Below are 14,840 nucleotides of genomic sequence, written 5' to 3' on the forward strand. Positions count from 1 at the left end.
GGATCGCCAGCCATGTCGACACCGGAGCACGCTTTCGCGCCCCGTGCCGATCTGAGCCTGGCTCCGCACGCCGCGCCGGTGGACGACGTCGCCACGGAGCAGGTCGACGGCATCGGCCCGACGGGCAGACCGCGTCGTCACATCCCTGATCCGCCGGCGTTGCTGCACCACGGCCCGGCGAAGATCCTGGCCGTCTGCAACCAGAAAGGTGGCGTCGGCAAGACGACGACGACCATCAACCTGGGTGCGGCGCTGGCCGAGTACGGCCGGCGTGTGCTGCTCGTCGACTTCGACCCGCAGGGCGCGCTCTCGGTGGGTCTCGGCGTGCACCCGCACCAGCTGGAAACCACGATCTACAACGTCATCATGGAGAACGACACCGCCGTTCCCGACGTCATCCGCAAGACCATGATCGACGACATGGACCTGCTGCCGAGCAACATCGACCTGTCGGCGGCCGAGATCCAGCTGGTGTCGGAGGTGGGCCGCGAACACACCCTCGTGCGCACCCTTCGTCCCGTCATCGACCACTACGACTACGTGCTGGTCGACTGCCAGCCCTCGCTCGGCCTGCTCACGGTGAACGCCCTCGCGGCCGCGGACGGTGTGCTGATCCCGCTGGAGTGCGAGTTCTTCTCGCTGCGCGGGGTGGCGCTGCTCATCGACACCATCGAGAAGGTCAAGGAACGCTTGAACCCCAAGCTCGACATCACCGGCATCCTCGCCACGATGTACGACCCGCGCACGCTGCACTCGCGTGAGGTCATGGCACGCGTCGTGGAGGCGTTCGGCGAGATCGTGTTCGACTCGGTCATCAACCGCACGGTGCGCTTCCCGGAGACCACCGTGGCCGGTGAGCCGATCACCCGCTGGGCGCCGCGCTCGGCCGGCGCCAACGCGTACCGCGGCCTGGCTCGCGAGGTGATCGCCCGGTGAACCGTCGCCCTTCACTGCCGGGGGCCGCGGAACTGTTCCGGCTGACCTCTGCCGCGCCCGCGCCCGAAGTCTCCTCGGACGAGGTCACGCCGCAGCAGCGCCGTGGTTCCGGCCGCACCAAGCACACCACGAAGATCACGGTCTACGTGTCCGACGAGGAACTGCTGGCCCTGGAGCAGGCGCGGCTCGTGCTGCGCGGCTCGCACTCGCTGGCCGTCGACCGCGGTCGTGTGGTGCGTGAGGCGATCGCCATCGTGCTGGACGACCTCGAGACGCACGGCGACGCGTCGTTGCTGGTACGCAGGTTGCGCGAGCAGTGACCGAGGAAGCCCCTGCTGAGGTTGCTGCTCCGGACGATGGCAAGTTCAAGGTCAGGCTCACGAACTTCGAAGGTCCGTTCGACCTGCTGCTGCAGCTGATCTCCCAGCACACGCTCGACGTGACCGAGGTGGCCCTGCACACGGTCACCGACGACTTCATCGCGCACCTGCGCGGCATGGGTGACAAGTGGGACCTCGACGAGACCACCGAGTTCCTGGTCATCGCGGCCACGCTGCTGGACCTGAAGGCCGCCAGGCTGCTGCCCACCGGTGACGTCGAGGACGAGGACGACCTGGCCCTGCTGGAGGCACGCGACCTGCTGTTCGCCCGCCTTCTGCAGTACCGCGCCTACAAGCAGGTCGCGGCCCTGTTCGCGGAACTGGAGCAGGGCGCGTTCCGGCGCTACCCGCGTTCGGTGTCGCTCGAACCGCGCTTCGAAGGCCTGCTGCCCGAGGTGATGCTCGGCGTCACGCCCCACAAGTTCGCGCTGATCGCGGCCGCCTCCTTCCGCCCGAAGCAGAAGCGCACGCTGTCGGTCGACCACATCCACCAGCACCGCGTGTCGATCCGTGAGACCGCCGACATGCTGCGCGCGATTCTGATCGAGAAGGGCACCGCGTCGTTCTCGGAGATCGTCGCCGACTGCACCGAGACCATGGAGGTCGTGGCGCGGTTCCTCGCGCTGCTGGAGCTGTACCGGGAGAAGTCGCTGGCCTTCGAGCAGGAGGACCCGCTCGGGCCGCTGCAGGTGACGTGGGTCGGCGGGACGTTGGACGACGCGCAGGCGCAGGTGCACGCCGGCCACGAGGATGAGGACTACGGCGGATGAGCGAGCCACTGGTCGGGCCGGACGCGGCGGAGATCGAGAAGCCGGGACCGGCGTTCGACGGGGGCGAACCCGAGGTCACGGAAGTCGAGGCGGCGGAGGTCGAGGCGGCGGAGGTCGAGGCCGCCGAGCCCGAGCCTGATGCCGCTCTCGACGACGCCGCTCCCGCCGCCGTTGTGCTGGACGAGCCCGCTGCCGAGCCCGAGGCCCCTGAACCCGAGCCCGAGCCCGACCCGGCCGACGCCGAAGACGCCACCGCCCTCGAGGCCCAGCTCCTCGCCGCCGCCCCCGAGGAGGCGATCGAGGACAGCGGCCTGCCCGACCTGACCGACGACGCGGTCTTCGAGGCCGCGCTCGAGTCCGTCCTGCTCGTGGTGGACAGCCCGATCGCCGAAGACCAGCTCAGCAGTGCCCTTGAGCAGCCGGTTAAGCGAATCAAGGCGGCACTCCGTAGACTGGCTGCTCGGTACACCGAGTCCGGCAGCGGCATCGACCTGCGCAGGGCGGGGGACGGCTGGCGGTTCTACACGCGGGACCGGTTCGCCCCGTTCGTGGAGAAGCTGCTGCTCGACGGTCAGCGCGCGAAACTCACCCGCGCGGCCCTCGAGACGCTCGCGGTGATCGCCTACCGGCAGCCTGTCACGCGGGCGCGGATCGCGGCGGTTCGCGGCGTCAACGTGGACGGCGTGATCCGGACCCTGGTCGCACGGGGGCTCATCGAGGAGACGGGCACCGACAGCGACACGGGTGGGATCCTGTACCGCACGACCGAACTGTTCCTGGAGCGGTTGGGGCTGTCGTCACTTGCCGACCTGCCGCCAATCGCCCCGCTCCTGCCCGAAGTGGATGCGATCGACGATGTCTGACAACGAGGGCGTGCGCCTGCAGAAGGTGCTCGCGCAGGCGGGGGTCGCCTCGCGCCGCGCTTCCGAAGAACTGATCGAGCAGGGGCGGGTGCAGGTCGACGGCAAGGTCGTCACCGAGCAGGGGCGGCGGATCGACCCCGAGACCGCGATCGTGCACGTCGACGGGCTGCGGGTGCAGATCCGCGAGGACGTCGTCACGATCGCGCTCAACAAGCCGTACGGGATGCTCTCCACCATGGAGGACGACCTGGGTCGTCCGTGCGTGGGCGACCTGGTGCGCAGCCGCAAGGAACGGCTGTTCCACGTCGGCCGCCTCGACGCCGAGACCGAGGGCCTGCTGCTGCTCACGAACGACGGCGAGCTCGCGCACCGGCTGATGCACCCGAGCTACCACGTCAAGAAGACCTACCTCGCCGAGGTCCCCGGGCCTCTCGAGAAGGGCCTCAACAAGAAGCTCAAAGAGGGCATCGAGCTCGAGGACGGGCCGGCCAAGGTCGACTCCTTCAAGCTCATCAGCTCCGTTCCCGGCAAGGCGCTGGTCGAGATCGTGCTGCACGAAGGCCGCAAGCACATCGTCCGCCGCCTCATGGAGACCGCCGGTTTCCCGGTGCAGTCGCTGGTCCGTGTCGCTGTCGGCGGCGTCTCCCTCGGGAACCAGCGTCCGGGTTCGATGCGGGTGCTGAACCGCCAGGAAGTCGGCGGCCTTTACAAGCTCGTCGGCCTCTGATCAGAATCTGAACCCCGCTCGCTCCTCCGGCCCCCAGAGCCGGAGGAGCGACCTGCGGTGAATCCCCATTCACCTTGCGACGGAAACGCTATGGCGACGACGTTGTAAGGGGTCGGAAGTGCGCTTTGAACAACAAGGTGTGGACAATCAGTCTCAGGGGGAGACCGACATGCCACGCACCGAACGTCCGCTGGACTGCGAAGACACCGAACTCGGCCAGTTCGCCGCCGACCTGAGGAAACTCCGCGAGAAGGCGGGCAAACCGTCCTATCGCGCGCTCGCTTCACGCGCGCATTACTCGGCCGCGACGCTGTCCGACGCCGCCGGCGGCAAGAAACTCCCGAGCCTCGCGGTCACTCTCGCCTACGTCACGGCGTGCGGTGGCGATCCGCAGCAGTGGGAACAGCGCTGGCGAGACATCGCCGCGCCACCGGAACCGACGGGTGAAGCCCCGTACGTGGGATTGAAGGCCTTCCAAAAGGAAGATGCCGACCGTTTCCACGGCCGCGAGAAACTCACCGCGAAACTGGTCGAACTCACGCACGCGCGCCCGTTCGTCGGCGTGTTCGGCGCGAGCGGCTCCGGCAAGTCGTCACTGCTGCGTGCCGGCCTGCTGCCGAGGCTGAAGCAGGCGCTGATCTTCACCCCCGGCGTCCAGCCGCTCGACGAGTGCGCCGTCCGCCTCGCCCAGCTCACCGGGCACTCGGCGGTGGTGCTGCGCGGCGAGCTCGCCGATCCCGCGGCGCTGGGCCTGCTGATCCGGCAGCACGACGCCGGCCTCGTCCTGGTGATCGACCAGTTCGAGGAGGTCTTCACGCTCGCGAGCCCCGAACAGCGCGACTGGTTCGTCCAGGCCCTGATGAGCGCCCCGCACGTGGTCATCGGCGTCCGCGCCGACTTCTACGGCCACGTCGGCCGCCACCCCGAACTGGTCGAGGCCCTCGACGGCGCCCAGCTCCTCGTCGGCCCCCTGACCACCGACGAACTGCGCCGAGCCATCACCGAACCGGCCCAGCGCGTCGGCGCCACCGTCGAGTCCGCCCTGGTCACCCGCCTGGTCGCGGACGTCGCGGGCCAGCCGGCCGCCCTGCCGCTCGTCCAGCACGCCCTCGTCGAGACCTGGCACCGCCGCCGCGGCATGACCCTCTCGCTCGTCGGCTACGAGCAGGCCGGCGGCGTCGAGCACGCCATCGCCCGCACCGCCGAGGCCGTGTACTCGCAGCTCACCGAGGACCAGCAGCAGACCGCCCGCCGCACCTTCCTGCGCCTGATCGCGCTGGGCGAAGGCACCGAGGACACCAAACGCCGCGCGAACCGCGAAGGCCTCGACGCCGAGGTCCTGGAACACCTCGCGAACGCCCGCCTGGTCACGCTCACCGAGCAGCACGCCGAACTCACCCACGAGGCGTTGATCCGCTCCTGGCCGAGACTGCGGGACTGGATCGCTGAAGACCGCGAGACACTGCGCGTGCACCACCAGCTCAGCGAGGCCGCCGCCGAGTGGGACGGCGACCGCGACCTCCTCTACCAGGGCGCCCGGCTGGCCCAGGCCGCGGAACTGAGCGCGGACTCGCTGACCGAACCCGAACGCGCCTTCCTCAGCGCGAGCCAGGCGGAAGGCCGCCGCCGCGTCCGTCGTGCCCGTGCGGTCGTGGCCGTGTTGTCGGTCCTGGTACTGCTGCTGGCGGGCACCGTCGTGTTCGCGATGAGGAAGGCCGACGACGCCGCCGCGCAACGCGACATCGCGGTGGCGGGCAACGCCGCCGCAGAGGCCAGGTGGCTCGCCAGGATGCCGATGGACACCGGACAGGCCGTGCGCCTCGCTCTGGCCGTGTACCGGGTGTCGCCCAGCGATGCCCACCGCGATCTTCTGCTCAGCACCGATGCCGCGTCCCGGCAGAGGCAGTACAGGCCCGCCCGCTCCGGCCGGCAGGTCGTCAAGGTCGACGGCGGCACGCTCTACGCGGCGGTCGACGAGGGGAGGACCGACGTAGGACTGTGGGACCTCCTGAAGGACAGGATGGTCGGCTCCCTGCCCACCGTTCCGGCAGCGGTCAGCGAGGACGATCGCCGCGCGGTCGTCGCCGGGAAGGACAAGTACGGGCTGTACGACATCTCCCCGGCCGGGGAGGGGCGCAGGCTCGCCGATCTCCCCGTGCTCAGCAACCTGACGGTCGTGAGCAACAACGGAGTCGACGTCGTCACCGGTCTCGTGCGCACCGGCCAGGACAACGCGGCCATGCCGACGGTCTGGGTACACGACGGTTCCGGTCAGATGCGGGAGATCGGGCCGGTGGGCGGTGAGACCGCACACGACCTGCGACTCGCGCCGGACGGCCGGACGCTCGCGGTGGTGCGGGCTGACGAAGGCGGCAGCCGGATCGAGCTCTGGCGGTTGGACGGGGCCGAACTTCGCCTCGCAGGCCGGATCGACAGCTCCGTCTCCTCGAACCGGCCGGAGTTCAGCCCGGACAGCCGCCTGCTGGTGCTGCCGAACCCGCGCAGCGCGATCACGACCGCGTGGGACGTCTCCGATCCGGCGAACCCCGTCCACTGGGCGGATCTGCCGGAGCAGTTCGCCGGCACCGCTGAGCCGATGATCAAGTTTTCGCCGGACAGCCGTCAGGTGCTCCTCTCCACGGCGAGGACGGCGAACGTCTGGGATCTGGCGCACCGCGACGCTCCGGTGAAGGTCGCGGGCTTCGACAACTTCACCGCCGACGTGAGGTCCGCCGGCAACTGGTCGAACGTCTTCATGGTGATGACGGAGGACAGCAGCATCTGGCTGTTCCGCCTGGACGCCGAGCAGATCGTGCGGGACATGTGCCTCGGCGGCGCCGAACTGTCCGATCGGGAGTGGGCGAAGTACTTCCCGGACATCGAGCGCGTGCCCGTCTGCTGAGTTCGTGAGCCGTGGGTGGCACGTGCGCGAGCCACCCACGGCCACTCCGGCGCCGGTTCGGGGCGCGAGCACCGGGTCTTCCCCGTAGTTGCGTCTGCCTCGACATTAGGGCGAACGGGTTGTTCACGGTCATGTGTCCGCCGCTGAACAAAGTTCTCTGAACAATGACGGGATGCCGAGACGGGAACGCCCTCTCGACGAGGGCGAGAGCGGTGTCCTGCGGTTCGCGGCGGATCTGCGGCGGCTGCGGGAGCGCGCGGGCAGCCCCACCTACCGGGAGCTGAGCCGGCGGGCGCACTACTCGGCCGCGGCGTTGTCGGAGGCGGCGGGCGGGCGGAAGTTGCCGAGTCTCGCGGTGACGAAGGCGTACGCCAAGGCCTGTGACGCCGATCCGGAGGAGTGGGCGCGGCGGTGGCGTGCGGTGGCCGAGGCCGAACCGCGTGCGGCGGAGGACAGTCCGTACGTCGGGCTCGCGATGTTCCAGCCCGACGACGCGCCGAAGTTCTTCGGGCGGGAGCGGTTGACGGCCGAGCTTCTCGCCACCAAGAACCGGTTCACGGGTGTGTTCGGGCCGTCGGGTGTGGGGAAGTCGTCGTTGCTGCGGGCCGGTCTCATCGCCCGCACCCGTGAACCCGTCCTGCTGTTCACTCCCGGCGCGAATCCCGTGGAGGAGTGCGCGCTCGCGCTCGCCCGGCTCACCGGCGGGGAGGCGATCGAGCTCGCCGGCGAACTGAAAGACCCGCGGCGACTCCGGCACCGCCACGGACACCTCGTGGTCGTCGACCAGTTCGAAGAGCTGTTCACGTTGTGCCGCGACGAAGAGCTCCGCCAGTGGCTGATCACGGCGCTCACCGCCTGCCAGAAAGTGGTGATCGGCATCCGGGCCGACTACTACGGCCACTGCGCGCAGTACCCCGAACTGGTCGAGGCGCTCGACGGCTCCCAGCTCCTGCTCGGCCCGATGACGCCGGACGAGCTCCGCCTCGCGATCACCGAACCCGCCGCGGTCGTGGGAGCCAAGGTCGAGACGGCGTTGCTGGCGAGGCTCATGGCCGACGCGGTCGGGCAGGCGGCCGTGTTGCCGTTGTTGTCGCACGCGCTCGCGCAGACCTGGCAGCACCGGCGCGGCATGACGCTGACCCTCGCCGGCTACGAGGAGGTCGGCGGCCTCGACCACGCCGTCGCCCGTACCGCGCAGGAGGTCTTCGACGCGTTCTCCCCGGCCGGGCGGGAACAGGCGAAACGGATCCTGCTGCGGCTCGTCACCGCCGAGGACACGAAACGCCGCGCGGACCACGCCGAGCTCGAAGCCGACGACGAGGTGCTGTTCGCGCTGGCGGCGGCGCGGCTCGTGGTGATCGACCGCGACGGCGTCGAACTGGCGCACGAGGCGTTGATCCGCGGCTGGCCCGCGTTCCAGGGCTGGGTGGAGGAGGACCGCGAGAACATCAAGGCACAGCGCGAACTCACGCTCGCCACGCGGACCTGGGAGTCGCTCGACCGCGACGCGGGCGCGTTGTTGCGGGGACGCCGGCTCGCGAACGTTCCCGGCGGACTCTCCCTGAACGCCGGGGAACGCGCCTTCCTCGCCGCGAGCCTGGCCGCGGAACAGGAGGTCTCGGCGAGCGCGCGAAGACGCACCCGCCGCCAGCGTCAGCTGCTCGCCGCGCTGGCGGCACTCGTGGTCGTCGCCGCCAGCTCGACCGCCTTCGCCTTGCAGGCGGGCAAAGCCGCCGACGAGCAACGTGCCAACGCCGCCGTCCTGAGGGCCGTCGGCGACGCCGCCGCACTGCGTTCCACGAACCCCGCTCTGGCCCAGCAGGTCGCGCTCGCCGCCTATCAGCTCGTGCCGTTACCTCAGGCGCGCAACGGTCTGCGGCAGGAGGACGTGCCCTCCCAGGTGCTGCGCGAGGCCCAGTCCGAGATCACCGCGCTCGTGGTCGGGCCGACCCTGCAGCAGGTCGCGACCGGGCACCGCGACGGCACGGTCGTGCTGACGGGCCTGGCCGACCTGCCGGCGCCGCGCACCTCCTACGACGCCACCCGGCACTCCGGCGCCGTCACCGCTCTCGCGATGGATTCGACCGGCGGTCTGGTGGCGTCCGCCGGCGACGACGGCACCGTGCACGTCGTCGACGTCTCCCTCGGCAAACCACGCGAACTGCCCGTGCTTCCCGTGCGCGCCATCGCGATCGCCTGGCAGGGCAGCACTCTCGTCACCACCGACGAGACCGGCACCCTGAGCTTCTGGACGGACCTGCGCGACGAACGCCCGCGGCTCCTCACCACGGCGCAGCTCGGCCTGGGGCCGCTGGCGGGCCTGTCGTTCCGCCCGGACGGCCAGGTCCTCGCCGCCGTCACCACCGGCCGCGCCGTGCACCTGGTCGACGTCACCGACCCGCGCGACGTCAAGCTCCTGTCGCTGACCAGGGAGTTCGCCGGCACCGCCCAGTTCGTCGGCGCCGAGCACCTGCTGACCACCGCCCGCACGGCCGTGCACCTCTGGGACACCACCGACCCGCGCGGCCCGGTCCTGCGCGCCAGGATCCCCTCTGGCGGCGGCGAGGTCACCTCGGCCTGGCTCGGCGCGGACCACGTCGCGATCGCCACCGACGACGGGCTGGTGCGGCTCTGGCGGCTCGGTGCCGGCGAACCGGTGGAGCAGGCCCTGCTGCGCGGGCACGCCGGGCCGGTCACCGCGGTCGGTCTGACGCCCCAGGGCGACGAGGTCGTGACGGGCGGTGCGGACCGCGCGGTGCGGCTGTGGAACGCCGACCCGCGCGACCCGGCGGTGAGGATCTGCGAACAGGCCATCCCGCGGATGACCCGCGAGGAGTGGGAGCAGTACTTCGGTGATCTCGACTTCACCCCGCCGTGCCGCGACTGAAAGCCCAGCACCTGGCAGGTGGAACGATCACGAAGCGCACGTCAGGGTGGTGAGCGGTTAGCAGGCCGTTAGACGGCGGGCGAACCTCTGGTGGACAATCCGGCCGGGAGGCGGCATGCCACGAGGTGAACGACCGCTGGGTCCGGAGGACACCGCGTTGCTGCGGTTCGCCGGTGACCTGCGCAGACTGCGGGACCAGGCAGGCAAACCGAGCTACCGCGAACTGGCCAGGCGCGCGAACTACTCGCCGACCGCGTTGTCCGACGCGGCCGGTGGGCGCAAGCTGCCGTCGCTCGCGCTGACGCTTGCGTTCGTGCGTGCCTGTGAGGCCGATCCCGCCGCGTGGACCAGGCGCTGGCGTGAGCTCGCCGCCGAGCACACGCAGCCGTTGCACCCGAACACGCCGTACCCCGGCATCGCCCCGTTCACCGAGGACGACGCGAAGCGGTACTTCGGGCGTGAGTGCCTCGTGGAGCAGGTCGTCGAGTCGGTCAGGGCCAAGCCCCTCACCGTCGTCTTCGGCGCCTCCGGATCAGGCCGGACGTCGCTGCTGCGGGCCGGTCTGCACCCCGCCCTGGACGACGCCGTGGTGATCACGCCGGGGCAGGACCCGATCGGGGACCTGGCCGCCGCCCTCGCCGGCGTCTTCGAGAACACCACCGCGGACCGCCTGGCCGAGGAGTTCCGGGAGGACCCCGAGCACCTCCGGCTGCGGATCCGCCAGCACCGCCCCGGCCTCGTGCTGCTCGTCGACGACTTCGAGAAGGCGCTCGACGCGGAGGACTTCGTCGCCGCCGTCACCCGCTGCCCCCACGTCGTGCTCTCCGTGCGCGCCGACCACGAGCAGCGCTGGCGTGAGAAGCGCATCAGCGGCACCGAGGTCGTCATCGAGCCGATGAGCGCGGACCAGTTGCGCCGCGCCATCACCGAACCCGCCGCCAAGATCGGTGCCACCGTCGAGACCGCGGTCATCGCCCGGCTGGTGGCCGACGCGGCGAACCAGCACGCGCTGCCGTTGGTGCAGCAGGCACTGGTCGAGACGTGGCGGCGCAAGCGCGGCATGACGCTGTCGCTCGCGGGCTTCGAGGAGTCCGGCGGCATCGAGCACGTCGCCGCGCGAGCCGCCGAGACGTTCTTCACGAGCCTCGGCGAGGACGACCAGCGCGCGGCCAGGCAGATCTTCCTGAGGCTCGTCTCCGTGCAGCGCAACGGGATCGCGCAACGCCGCGCCCGCAGGCTGGACATCGACACGCACCTGCTGGACCTCCTCGCGAAGGCCAGGCTGGTGACGCTCACCGAGGACGGCGTCGAGCTGACCCACGACGCCGTGCTGCGCTGGCCCAGGCTCGCCGGGTGGATCGACGAGGAACGCGAGAACCTCCGCACGCACCAGCAGCTCGTCACCGCGATCGAGCTGTGGGAGGCGAGCGACCGCGACCCGCTGGCGCTCTACCGGGGCCCGCGGCTGCGCAAGGCCAAGGAGCTCGGCGAGTTCTTGACGGTGGGCGAGCGCCAGTTCGTCGACAGGAGCATCAAGCGGGAGACGCGCCGTTCGACGGCGTTGATCGCGGTCGTGGCGGTGCTGCTCGCGCTGGTGCCCGGCACCGTCGTCTACGCGCTCGCGAACGAACGCAAGATCACCGAGATGAACGACCGAATGCTCGGCGGCAAGGCGCTGTCGCAGTCCGAGGCGCTGCTGGAGCAGCGCCGGCCGTACGCGGACAAGTACGCGCTGGTCGGCTACGAGGTCAGCCCGTCGGCCGAGGCCGAGAAGGTGCTGCGGCTCGCGAGCGCGGTCGCGCGCGGCATCCCGTTCACCGGCACGCCCAAGGACGACGCGGAGGTCGTGGTCGCCCCGCGCGGGGAGATGGCCGCGGTGACCGACGAGGACGGCACCGACCGGATGTGGAGCATCGACGAGGACAAGGCGGTGCCGGGCAAGAAGTTCGCCGACCGCCACCGGGTCGTCAAGCTCGCCGAACGCCGTGCCGTCACGAAGGACTTCACCGGCCAGGAACACCTGTGGGCCGTCAACGACGCGGGCGACATCACCTACCTCACGGCGCTGCCCAGCCGGTTCCGCACGCTCGACCTGAGCCCGGACGGCTCGCGGCTCGTCGGCAAGGTCGGCGACGCGGTCGAGGTCGGGCTCCCGACACCGGACGAGTCCGAGCACGCGGAGCTCTACGACCTGAGCGACCCGCGCAACCCCCGCAAGCTGCCGATGCCGGTGCGCGACCCCGAGACCGTCGCGCTGAGCCAGGACGGCCGTGAGCTCGCGACCGGCCTCTGGGACCCGGTCACCGGCACCACGACCATCGAGTTCTGGAGCATCGGCGGCACCGTCGAGTCCGCGGGACCGCCGTTGCCGCAGCACGTCTACGTCCGCGGCATCACCTACAGCGGCGACGGGCGCTGGCTCGCCGTCGAGCACTCGTCACCGGAGTCGATCGTCGAGGTGTGGCAGCGCGTGCCGAGCGGAACACCCGTGCTGCGCGCACGGCTCGACACCGCGTTGCGTGCCGGAGCCCGTGTCACGTTCTCCGACGACGGCCGCGTGGCCGTCGTCCGCGACAACATCTTCGAGGTGCACCAGCTCTACCCGAACGACCGTGCGGCGGACCGGCTCGTGTACGTCGTCGGGCACGGCAACTCGACGCGCGCGGTGTACCGGCCGCAGAACCGCGACTTCCTCGTGCGCAGCGGAGGCCAGGATCCCGAGCTGCTGCCGTACGACCTCGACACCGGCTCGATCATCAAGCGGATGTGTGAAAAAGACGGCGCACGGCTCACGGACTCCGAATGGGTTAAGAGCTTCGGCGAAGTGGCGCGCGTAGAGGTCTGCTGAACCGCCGCGATGTGTGGGAAACAACCCGGAGTTGAGCAACCACGCATTGTGAAGCCGAGATCCACTCTCTAGGGTGACCGAGTGCGTGCGTTCACAAGGGGACTACTCGGCATTGCCGGGTTCCTCGCGCTCTGGGAGCTCTTAGGACGCTCTCCCCTTCTACCTGCTGACTCGCTTCCGCCACCGTCCGTCGTGTTCGGTGAGCTCGTCACGCAGTTGACCTCTCCCGCCTTCATGAGTCATGTGGTGGCAACGGTCCTGGCGGTGCTGATCGCCATCTCGATCGCCATCGCCATCGCGGTGCCGAGTGGACTGGTGCTCGGCAGCGTTCCCGCCGTGCGCCACGCGACCCGCGCGGTCATCGAGTTCCTGCGCCCGATCCCTTCTGTCGCACTGATTCCGCTCGCTTTGGTGATGCTGGGGTTCGGCCCTGAAACGAAGATCACGCTCGCGGTCTACGCCGCGTTGTGGCCGATCTTGTTCAACACCATCTACGCGCTCGACGAACTGGACCCCCTGCTCGTCGAGACGTCACGGGTTTTCGGCACCGGACGCGTGGGTGTGCTGTTCCGCGTGGCACTGCCGAGCGCGTTGCCGTTCGTCCTCACCGGAATCAGGCTCGCGGCGACGACCGCGCTGATCGTGATGGTGAGCGTCGAGCTCATGGCCGGCAGCCAGATCGGGCTCGGTTACTTCATCATGGAGGCCCGCAGCGGGCCCGGCCGGATGGACCAGGTGCTCGTCGGCACCGTGGTCGCGGGCGTGATCGGCGTCCTGCTGAACAGCGGTCTTGAGCGCGTCCGCCGGCGTTGGGTGGCCTGGTGAACAAGTTTCTTCAACGGTGGACCGTGTTCGCCGGTCTCGTCGTCGTTTGGCAGTTGCTCGGCATGGTCGCCGAGGACCCGTTCTTCCCGCCGCCGTCCGACATCGTGACGGCGGCCTGGGAGTGGTGGGTCCTGGAGCCGGAGAACGTCACCGAGCACATCCTGCCGTCGATCGGCAGGCTGTTGTCGGGCTGGGCGATCGCGTCGGTGATCGGCGTGGCGCTGGGTCTGCTGCTCGGCCGCTCGGACCGGGCGATGGAGTACGCGGGACCGCTGCTGGTGTTCCTGCGTTCGATCCCGCCGCCCGCGCTGGTGCCCGTGTTCCTGTTGCTGTTCAAGACGGGCACGTCGATGCAGCTCGCGACGATCGTCTTCGGCGTGATCTGGCCGGTTCTGCTCAACAGCGTGGACGGTGCCCGTTCCGTCGACGTGACCAAAGTGGACACTTCCGCGGTCTTCCGGATCCCGCGCTACCAGTGGGTTCTGGGCGTCGTGCTGCCCGCGGCCTCCCCGAAGATCTTCGCGGGGTTGCGGGTGTCCCTGTCCCTGTCCCTGGTGTTGATGGTCATCTCCGAGCTCGTGGGCACGGACAACGGCATCGGTTCACAACTCATTCAGGCACAGCGCGAGTTCGACTACACGCGCATGTGGGCGGGCATCGTCCTGTTGGGCGTGCTCGGCTACGGACTCAACACCGTGCTTCTGGCGGTGGAACGCAGGGCTTTGGCTTGGCAACCGAGGAGCAGGGATGAGCAACATGCTTGAGGTGGCCGACCTGGGCCACACCTACGGCGACTACGAGGCCATCGGCGGCCTCACCTTCACCGTCCGCGCCGGCGAGCTGGTCTGCGTGGTCGGACCATCCGGATGTGGCAAGTCCACACTGCTGCGCACGATCTCAGGACTCATCGCACCCTCCCGCGGTGACGTGTCCCTGAAGGGTTCCCACCTCGCGGTGGTCTTCCAGGACTACTCGCGCTCGTTGTTCCCGTGGCTCTCGGTGCAGGGCAACGTGGAGTTCCCGCTGCGGTCCCTGCCGCGCGCCGAGCGCCGCGCCCGTGCCGCCGAAGCCCTGGAGTGGGTGGGTCTCGGCGCGGCGGCCAAGAAGCGGCCGTGGCAGCTTTCCGGTGGGATGCAACAACGTGTGGCGATCGCCCGCGCTCTGGCGTACCGGCCGGCGTTGTTGCTGATGGACGAGCCGTTCGCCTCGGTGGACGCGCAGACCCGGTTCGAACTGGAGGACCTGTTGCTTCGAGTGCGCCGTGAGCACGACACGACCGTTCTCGTTGTCACGCACGACATCGACGAGTCGGTGTACCTGGGTGACCGCATCCTGGTGCTGTCCGGCTCGCCCGCGAAGCTGGTGGCCGACCTGGAGGTGCCGCTTCCCGCCGAGCGCGACCAGGTGACCACGCGCACCGACGAGGCCTTCGTGGCGTTGCGCTCCAAGGTGGCGCGGCTGCTGAACGTCGGCGGCAAGACCACCATGGACGTCGAGAAGTGGGCTGCGGCGGAACGGGAATCGCTGAGCGAGACCGTCTCGTCCTGACAGTCGTTCCTGACAGCTGAGCCCCGGACCACCGCGGTCCGGGGCTCAGCTGCGTTCTCAGTGCCAACTGGAGGGTGTGAGCACTGTTGTGGCGAAACGGGCGCCCGCGCTCGGGGGCAGAGCGCTGAGCGCCCGTCGTGCGGTTCCCCTTGGC

11 protein-coding genes are annotated in these 14,840 nt (G+C 69.9%); all 11 read left to right on the forward strand.

The genetic code is table 11. The annotated features are described in order from the left end of the window. Window positions 1-12 precede the first annotated feature (12 nt). The 11 genes from ACIRG5_RS39015 (at window position 13) to ACIRG5_RS39065 (ending at window position 14,686) form a co-directional block, all read left to right on the forward strand. Complete coding sequence (locus tag ACIRG5_RS39015; RefSeq protein WP_402914635.1) at window positions 13-936, forward strand: ParA family protein; 924 nt, start codon at window positions 13-15, stop codon at window positions 934-936. After that, on the forward strand, window positions 933-1,256 hold the full coding sequence (locus ACIRG5_RS39020; RefSeq protein WP_360032446.1) for a hypothetical protein: 324 nt from the start codon (window positions 933-935) through the stop codon (window positions 1,254-1,256). Before ACIRG5_RS39015 ends, ACIRG5_RS39020 begins: the two co-directional genes overlap by 4 nt. Beyond that, window positions 1,253-2,086 (forward strand): segregation and condensation protein A, encoded by an 834-nt coding sequence (locus ACIRG5_RS39025; RefSeq protein WP_402914639.1) that lies wholly within the window; start codon window positions 1,253-1,255, stop codon window positions 2,084-2,086. The genes ACIRG5_RS39020 and ACIRG5_RS39025 overlap by 4 nt, the downstream gene beginning before the upstream one ends. Then, window positions 2,083-2,949: an SMC-Scp complex subunit ScpB gene (gene scpB, locus ACIRG5_RS39030; protein WP_402914641.1), complete on the forward strand. Its 867-nt coding sequence runs from the start codon at window positions 2,083-2,085 to the stop codon at window positions 2,947-2,949. The genes ACIRG5_RS39025 and scpB overlap by 4 nt, the downstream gene beginning before the upstream one ends. Next, window positions 2,942-3,676, forward strand: coding sequence for a pseudouridine synthase (locus ACIRG5_RS39035; protein ID WP_402914644.1), 735 nt, complete (start codon window positions 2,942-2,944; stop codon window positions 3,674-3,676). Before scpB ends, ACIRG5_RS39035 begins: the two co-directional genes overlap by 8 nt. Before the next feature lie 169 nt (window positions 3,677-3,845). Continuing rightward, the gene (locus tag ACIRG5_RS39040) at window positions 3,846-6,578 is read left to right on the forward strand and encodes a hypothetical protein (protein ID WP_402914647.1); all 2,733 of its coding nucleotides are present in this window, start codon (window positions 3,846-3,848) and stop codon (window positions 6,576-6,578) included. 172 nt (window positions 6,579-6,750) lie between these two features. Continuing rightward, complete coding sequence (locus ACIRG5_RS39045; RefSeq protein WP_402914650.1) at window positions 6,751-9,465, forward strand: helix-turn-helix domain-containing protein; 2,715 nt, start codon at window positions 6,751-6,753, stop codon at window positions 9,463-9,465. 115 nt (window positions 9,466-9,580) lie between these two features. Beyond that, a complete protein-coding gene (locus ACIRG5_RS39050; RefSeq protein WP_402914653.1) occupies window positions 9,581-12,313 on the forward strand; it encodes a helix-turn-helix domain-containing protein in 2,733 nt (910 codons plus the stop codon). A 246-nt stretch (window positions 12,314-12,559) separates the two neighbouring features. Continuing rightward, the gene (locus ACIRG5_RS39055) at window positions 12,560-13,138 is read left to right on the forward strand and encodes an ABC transporter permease (RefSeq protein ID WP_402914655.1); all 579 of its coding nucleotides are present in this window, start codon (window positions 12,560-12,562) and stop codon (window positions 13,136-13,138) included. After that, window positions 13,135-13,902 carry an ABC transporter permease gene (locus tag ACIRG5_RS39060; protein WP_330273634.1) on the forward strand — a complete coding sequence of 256 codons (768 nt, stop codon included), beginning with the start codon at window positions 13,135-13,137 and terminating at the stop codon, window positions 13,900-13,902. The genes ACIRG5_RS39055 and ACIRG5_RS39060 overlap by 4 nt, the downstream gene beginning before the upstream one ends. Then, window positions 13,886-14,686: an ABC transporter ATP-binding protein gene (locus ACIRG5_RS39065; RefSeq protein ID WP_402914659.1), complete on the forward strand. Its 801-nt coding sequence runs from the start codon at window positions 13,886-13,888 to the stop codon at window positions 14,684-14,686. Before ACIRG5_RS39060 ends, ACIRG5_RS39065 begins: the two co-directional genes overlap by 17 nt. Window positions 14,687-14,840: the final 154 nt, after the last annotated feature.

The sequence above is a fragment of the Lentzea sp. NPDC102401 genome (genome assembly GCF_044765805.1).
Classification (GTDB): Bacteria; Actinomycetota; Actinomycetes; order Mycobacteriales; family Pseudonocardiaceae; genus Lentzea; species Lentzea sokolovensis.